Consider the following 1,613-nt stretch of genomic DNA (forward strand, 5'->3'; position numbering starts at 1 on the left):
ATATATATGGTAGGAGAGCGTTCTGTAAGCCTGCGAAGGTGTCTTGTAAAGGATGCTGGAGGTATCAGAAGTGCGAATGCTGACATGAGTAGCGATAATGGGGGTGAAAAGCCTCCACGCCGTAAGCCCAAGGTTTCCTGTTCAACGTTCATCGGAGCAGGGTGAGTCGGCCCCTAAGGCGAGGCAGAGATGCGTAGCTGATGGGAAGCAGGTTAATATTCCTGCACCGTCGTATGATGCGATGGGGGGACGGATCGCGGAAGGTTGTCCAACTGTTGGAATAGTTGGTTTTTGGCTCATAGAAGGCACTTAGGCAAATCCGGGTGCGCAATTCAAGGGGTTGAGACGAGTGAACTTGTTCACGAAGCAATCGGAAGTGGTTCCAAGAAAAGCCTCTAAGCTTCAGTCATACGAGACCGTACCGCAAACCGACACAGGTGGGCGAGATGAGTATTCTAAGGCGCTTGAGAGAACTCGGGAGAAGGAACTCGGCAAATTGGTACCGTAACTTCGGGAAAAGGTACGCCCCGGTAGCTTGACCACTTTACTGTGGAAGGGTGAAAGGGTTGCAATAAACTGGTGGCTGCGACTGTTTAATAAAAACACAGCACTCTGCAAACACGAAAGTGGACGTATAGGGTGTGACGCCTGCCCGGTGCTGGAAGATTAAATGATGGGGTGCAAGCTCTTGATTGAAGTCCCAGTAAACGGCGGCCGTAACTATAACGGTCCTAAGGTAGCGAAATTCCTTGTCGGGTAAGTTCCGACCTGCACGAATGGCGTAACGATGGCCACACTGTCTCCTCCCGAGACTCAGCGAAGTTGAAATGTTTGTGATGATGCAATCTACCCGCGGCTAGACGGAAAGACCCCATGAACCTTTACTGTAGCTTTGCATTGGACTTTGAACCAATCTGTGTAGGATAGGTGGGAGGCTTTGAAGCGGGGACGCTAGTTCTCGTGGAGCCAACCTTGAAATACCACCCTGGTTTGTTTGAGGTTCTAACCTTGGTCCGTTATCCGGATCGGGGACAGTGCATGGTAGGCAGTTTGACTGGGGCGGTCTCCTCCTAAAGTGTAACGGAGGAGTTCGAAGGTACGCTAGATACGGTCGGACATCGTGTTGATAGTGCAATGGCATAAGCGTGCTTAACTGCGAGACTGACAAGTCGAGCAGGTACGAAAGTAGGACATAGTGATCCGGTGGTTCTGTATGGAAGGGCCATCGCTCAACGGATAAAAGGTACTCTGGGGATAACAGGCTGATTCCTCCCAAGAGTTCATATCGACGGGGGAGTTTGGCACCTCGATGTCGGCTCATCACATCCTGGGGCTGTAGCCGGTCCCAAGGGTATGGCTGTTCGCCATTTAAAGTGGTACGTGAGCTGGGTTTAAAACGTCGTGAGACAGTTTGGTCCCTATCTGCCGTGGGCGTTGGAAATTTGAAGGGGGCTGCTCCTAGTACGAGAGGACCGGAGTGGACGTATCTCTGGTGTACCGGTTGTCACGCCAGTGGCATTGCCGGGTAGCTAAATACGGAAGAGATAACCGCTGAAAGCATCTAAGCGGGAAACTTGCCTTGAGATGAGATTTCCCAGAGCCTTGAGCTCTTT

The 1,613-nt window shown here is 51.5% G+C and carries 1 rRNA gene; it reads left to right on the top strand.

Annotated features, from left to right (window positions below):
- A 23S ribosomal RNA gene (locus ACQ4W0_RS29105) occupies positions 1 to 1,613 on the top strand; the annotation flags it as partial.

This window comes from Janthinobacterium breve (assembly GCF_051380895.1).
Taxonomy (GTDB): Bacteria; Pseudomonadota; Gammaproteobacteria; order Burkholderiales; family Burkholderiaceae_D; genus Janthinobacterium.